The sequence below is a fragment of the Sphingomonas sp. CCH9-F2 genome (genome assembly GCF_001556735.1).
Lineage (GTDB): Bacteria > Pseudomonadota > Alphaproteobacteria > Sphingomonadales > Sphingomonadaceae > Sphingomonas > Sphingomonas ginsenosidimutans.
In genome coordinates this window covers 1-4723 of record NZ_LSJO01000333.1, presented here as the reverse complement: position 1 = coordinate 4723, position 4723 = coordinate 1, and the positions used below count along the sequence as shown (strand labels likewise).

The 4723-nt window shown below is 68.1% G+C and carries 5 protein-coding genes; 3 read left to right on the top strand and 2 right to left on the bottom strand.

Annotation, left to right across the window (positions count from 1 at the left end; all coding sequences use genetic code 11):
• A partial coding sequence (locus tag AX685_RS09710; RefSeq protein ID WP_066488022.1) for a helix-turn-helix domain-containing protein occupies window positions 1–1165 on the bottom strand: 1165 nt, incomplete at its 3' end.
• Between the two features lie 139 nt (window positions 1166–1304).
• Between AX685_RS09710 and AX685_RS22510 the strand changes: the two genes are divergently transcribed.
• The 3 genes from AX685_RS22510 to AX685_RS09700 all read left to right on the top strand — a co-directional run bounded on the left by AX685_RS22510 (window position 1305) and on the right by AX685_RS09700 (window position 3606).
• A complete protein-coding gene (locus AX685_RS22510; protein ID WP_169803552.1) occupies window positions 1305–1460 on the top strand; it encodes a hypothetical protein in 156 nt (51 codons plus the stop codon).
• Between the two features lie 110 nt (window positions 1461–1570).
• The gene (locus tag AX685_RS09705) at window positions 1571–3166 is read left to right on the top strand and encodes an isocitrate lyase (RefSeq protein ID WP_066488020.1); all 1596 of its coding nucleotides are present in this window, start codon (window positions 1571–1573) and stop codon (window positions 3164–3166) included.
• Between the two features lie 197 nt (window positions 3167–3363).
• On the top strand, window positions 3364–3606 hold the full coding sequence (locus tag AX685_RS09700) for a hypothetical protein (protein WP_066488014.1): 243 nt from the start codon (window positions 3364–3366) through the stop codon (window positions 3604–3606).
• 166 nt (window positions 3607–3772) lie between these two features.
• On the opposite strand, the gene ald is transcribed toward AX685_RS09700, so the two are convergent.
• Window positions 3773–4723 (bottom strand): alanine dehydrogenase (gene ald / locus AX685_RS09695; protein ID WP_066488011.1); only part of this gene is annotated, 951 nt, incomplete at its 5' end.

Genomic DNA, 4723 nt, shown 5'->3' with positions numbered 1-4723 from the left:
CCCCCACCCCGCCGCCCTGCGCCGCGACCGCGCGCGCGATCGTGAACCAGCGCGCACCGTCCTCCAGCTCGACCAGCTGCGTCACCGGATGCCCGGCACGGTCGAAGGCGTGGTGCAGCCGCCATAGCGGGCAGCGCGCCTCCCCCTCGACCAGCGGCGACTGGCTGGCCCCTGCGAATCGCTTCGACGGCTGGCCCGCGCGGTCGATGCGGATCATGAAGAAGGCCAGCCCGCGCGCGCCGACGCGCTGGAGCGTGGTCAGCCGGTGCGCGACCTGTTCAAACCCCACGCCGAAGCGGCGTTGCAGGATATCCAGGTCATAGCCAGTCGCCTCGCACGCGCGCAGGAAGCGGGCATAGGGCATCATGATCGCGGCAGCGAAATAGCTGGCGAGGTGGCGGCGGAACAGCCGCTCCGCCGCGCGATCCGGGAAGCCCGCGCCGCGCGCCAGCGCTTCGATCTCGGTACGCGCCTCCAGTTGCGCCAGCTGGACCGCCAGCGCGAAAGTACGCGCGGACGGGTCCAGCCGCTCGCTCAGCTGCAATTGCCGCGCGTGCAGGTCCAGCCGGCGGAGCAGGTCGGGCATCACCTCCACCGGCAGGATGCGGATCGCCAGCCCGTGGCGGACGCGCAACCGCTCGACCAGCGCACCGTACAGGTCGGCCGCGACCAGCCGCAGGTCGTCCGCGACCGCTTCCGCCGCGGCGTCGAGGTCGGGGAAATGGTTGCGCCAACGTTCGATCTCGCGGCGCACCGCGCCGGACGGGTCGTCGCCGGTGGCGGCCGGTGCGGGGCCGGTCCCGCCGCCGCCGATCCGGTCGAACGCGCGCGCGAATGCCTCCACCCCGCCCGGCGCGGCGGCCAGCCATTCCTCCACCTCGGCACGGTCGATCTCGATATCGGCGAACATCGGGTCGCCCAGCCGGCGGCGCACCGCGTCGGCCCCGCCGCCCGGTTCGCCCGCGGCCAGCGCGCGCGCGTCGAAATCGTAGCGTTCGGCCAGCTCGACCAGCAGCCCGGCCGGCAGCGCCCGCTGATTGCGTTCGATCAGGTTCAGATAGCTGGCGGAAATGTCGAGCGTCTCGGCCATCGCCGCCTGCGTCAGCCCCAGCCGGCGGCGCAGTCGTTTGACCGCATGTCCCGCCAGCACCTTCTCCCGCACCATCGCCAATCCTGTAAATATTTTACAATATGACGCTCATTTATCTCGTTTCCACTAACGATGCGACACGAAAGCGCATGAAATTGTCTCATCGTCCGCCGATCCGTGGATTACACACGTCTCACACGGAAGGAGACACCCGATGACCAACGAACCCGCCCGCAGCCGCGCCGTCTTCTCCACCGAAGACTTCGGCCTGATGAAAGAAGCCGTCGCGCATTACGTCCGCCAGATCGCCGACGATCCGCGCTCCTCGAAATTCTCCGCGCTCTACCACCGCCTCGGCCGGCTCGGCTGAGGCCACCCGCTTATCGCTTCCTGGGGAGGAAGGGTGTCCCGCCGGTGCTGCAACGGTGCCGGCGGGCACTTCCGCAGCGCCCCGACCCCAAGCAAAAGGACATTCCGCACGTGACCTATCAGGACAACATCGCCTCCGCCGCGCAAGCGATCGGCGCCCGCAACGGCACGTGGGACGGGATCGACGCCGAAGCGGTGGCACGCATGAAGCTGCAGAACCGCTTCAACACCGGGCTGGATATCGCGAAATACACCGCCGCGATCATGCGCCGCGACATGGCCGCCTATGATGCGGATCCCGCCAGTTACACCCAGTCGCTGGGCTGCTGGCACGGCTTCATCGGGCAGCAGAAGCTCATCAGCATCAAGAAGCATTTCGGTACCACCAAAGGCCGCTACCTGTACCTGTCGGGCTGGATGGTCGCCGCGCTGCGCAGCGACTTCGGCCCGTTGCCCGACCAATCGATGCACGAAAAGACCAGCGTGCCCGCGCTGATCGAGGAGCTGTACACCTTCCTGAAGCAGGCCGACGCCCGCGAACTGGGAATGATGTTCCGCGATCTGGACAAGGCGCGTCAGAGCGGCAACGAGGTGGAGGCGCAGCGGCTGATCCACGCGATCGACCACTACGAAACGCATGTCGTGCCGATCATCGCCGATATCGATGCCGGGTTCGGCAACGCCGAGGCGACCTACCTGCTCGCCAAGAAGATGATCGAGGCGGGCGCCTGCGCGCTCCAGATCGAGAACCAGGTGTCCGACGAAAAGCAGTGCGGCCACCAGGATGGCAAGGTCACCGTGCCGCACGAGGACTTCCTCGCGAAGGTGCGCGCGTGCCGCTACGCCTTCCTGGAACTGGGCGTCGACGACGGCGTCATCGTGACGCGCACCGATTCGCTGGGTGCCGGCCTGACCAAGCAGATCGCCTATTCCAAGGAGCCGGGCGACATCGGCGACCAGTATAACGCCTTCCTCGATTGCGAGGAGGTGACCGACGTCACGCAATTGCGCGGCGACGTGGTGATCGAGCGCGACGGCAAGCTGATGCGGCCCAAGCGGCTGGCGTCGAACCTGTTCCAGTTCCGCGAAGGCACCGGAGCCGACCGCTGCGTGCTCGACTGCATCACCAGCCTCCAGAACGGTGCCGACCTGCTGTGGATCGAGACCGAGAAGCCGCATATCGAGCAGATCGCCGGCATGGTCGACCGTATCCGCGCCGTCGTTCCCGACGCGAAGCTGGTGTACAACAACTCGCCCAGCTTCAACTGGACGCTCAACTTCCGCCAGCAGGTGTACGACCGCTGGGTCGAGGAGGGGCGCGACGTCGGCGGCTATGACCGGGCGAAGCTGATGAGCGCTGACTATGACGCGACCGAACTGGCGCAGCAGGCGGACGAGAATATCCGCACGTTCCAGAGGGATGCGTCGGCGCGCGCCGGCATCTTCCACCACCTCATCACGCTGCCGACCTATCACACCGCGGCGCTCAGCACCGACAATCTGGCGCGCGAGTATTTCGGCGACGCGGCGATGCTGGGCTACGTCAAGAACGTGCAGCGGCAGGAAATCCGGCAAGGCATCGCCTGCGTGAAGCATCAGAACATGTCCGGCAGCGATATCGGCGACGATCATAAGGAATATTTCGCCGGTGAGGCCGCACTGAAGGCGGGCGGGGTCCATAATACGATGAACCAGTTCGCCGCCTGATCGGCCGGGATCTTCATCGCGACACCCGCGGATCGCATGGTCCGCGGGTGTATTTTCTTGCAATACGACGCTCGACTGTCGCGGCCATGCCACAAACCGTCGCGGCGATGCGCCTGGGGCCGAACATCTTGTCGCTTCGCGGTTGCAGTATCGCGCGCTTCGTGAGATGCCGCGATCTCCTATCCAGGGAGTATCGTATGAAGCTTCGTACCTATCTCGCTGCCGCTGCCGCCGCGTCGCTCGCGGTCGCTCCGGCGATGGCCGCTCCGGCCAACCCGGCTGCCAGCCTGTCGGTCGCCAAGTCGGCGCGCGCGTCGACCGCGTCGGCCAAGAAGAACGACGTCGCCGGTGGCGGCGTGATCGTCGCGATCCTGGCGGCGGCGGCGGTTGTCGCCGGCATCGTCATCATCGCCGACGACAACGACTCGGACAGCAACTAAGCTGACCGGACGGGGGAGGGAGCGGCCGGCCGCCCCTCCCCTGCCTACTTCTTCCGCCTCTCCGTCGTGTCGAGCGATGCTCCGCGACGCCGACAGGCCCCGCCAGCCGCGCCGCCCGCTCCGGGAAGAGGCCGGCGCGCCGCCGTGGAACGGCGCACCCGACCGATCACGCCTCGCCCAGCGCCTCCGCCACGACGCGGTTGACGATCTTGCCGCCGCGCACGTTCACGCCCTCCATCAGCCCGGCATCCGCCTCGGCCGCGGCATAGCCGCGATCGGCGAGCGCGAGGCCATAGGGCAGCGTCGCATTGTTGAGCGCGTGGCTCGACGTCAGCGGCACCGCCCCCGGTATGTTCGCGACGCAATAGTGGATCACGCCATCGACCTCATAGGTCGGCTCGGCATGGGTGGTGGCGTGGCTGGTCTCGAAACAGCCACCCTGATCGATCGCGACGTCGACCAGCACCGCGCGCGGTTTCATCAGCTTGAGCATCGGGCGCGTCACCAGCTTGGGCGCCGACGCGCCGGGGATCAGCACCGCGCCGATAACCGCATCGGCCTCCGACACCTCATGCTCGATCGACTCCAGCGTCGACACGCGCGTGCGCACCCGGCCTTGGAACAGCTCGTCCAGTTCGCGCAGCCGCGGGATCGAGCGATCGATGATCGTCACCTCCGCGCCCAGGCCCACCGCCATCCGCGCGGCATGGGTGCCGACCACGCCGCCGCCCAACACGACGATCCGCGCCGGCTGCACGCCCGGCACGCCGCCGATCAGCACGCCGCGCCCGCCGTTCACCGCCTTCAGCGCGGTGCCCGCGGCCTCGATCGACAGCCGCCCGGCGACTTCGCTCATCGGCGCCAGCAGCGGCAGGTGCCCGCGCCCGTCGGTGACGGTTTCATAGGCCACGGCGGTAACGCCCGACGCCTGGAGCCCGCGCGCCTGCTCGGGATCGGGGGCGAGGTGCAGGTAGGTGAACAGGATCTGGTCCTCGCGCAGCTGCACCCACTCGCCCGGCTGCGGCTCCTTCACCTTCACCACCATCTGCGCGGTGGCGAACACCTCCGCGGCGGTATCGACGATCCGCGCGCCGGCGGCGCGATAGGTGTCGTCGTC

Coding starts and splice junctions, on each gene's coding strand:
- AX685_RS22510 (WP_169803552.1), top strand. CDS start 1,305: ATGACCAACGAACCCGCCCGCAGCCGCGCCGTCTTCTCCACCGAAGAC.
- AX685_RS09700 (WP_066488014.1), top strand. CDS start 3,364: ATGAAGCTTCGTACCTATCTCGCTGCCGCTGCCGCCGCGTCGCTCGCG.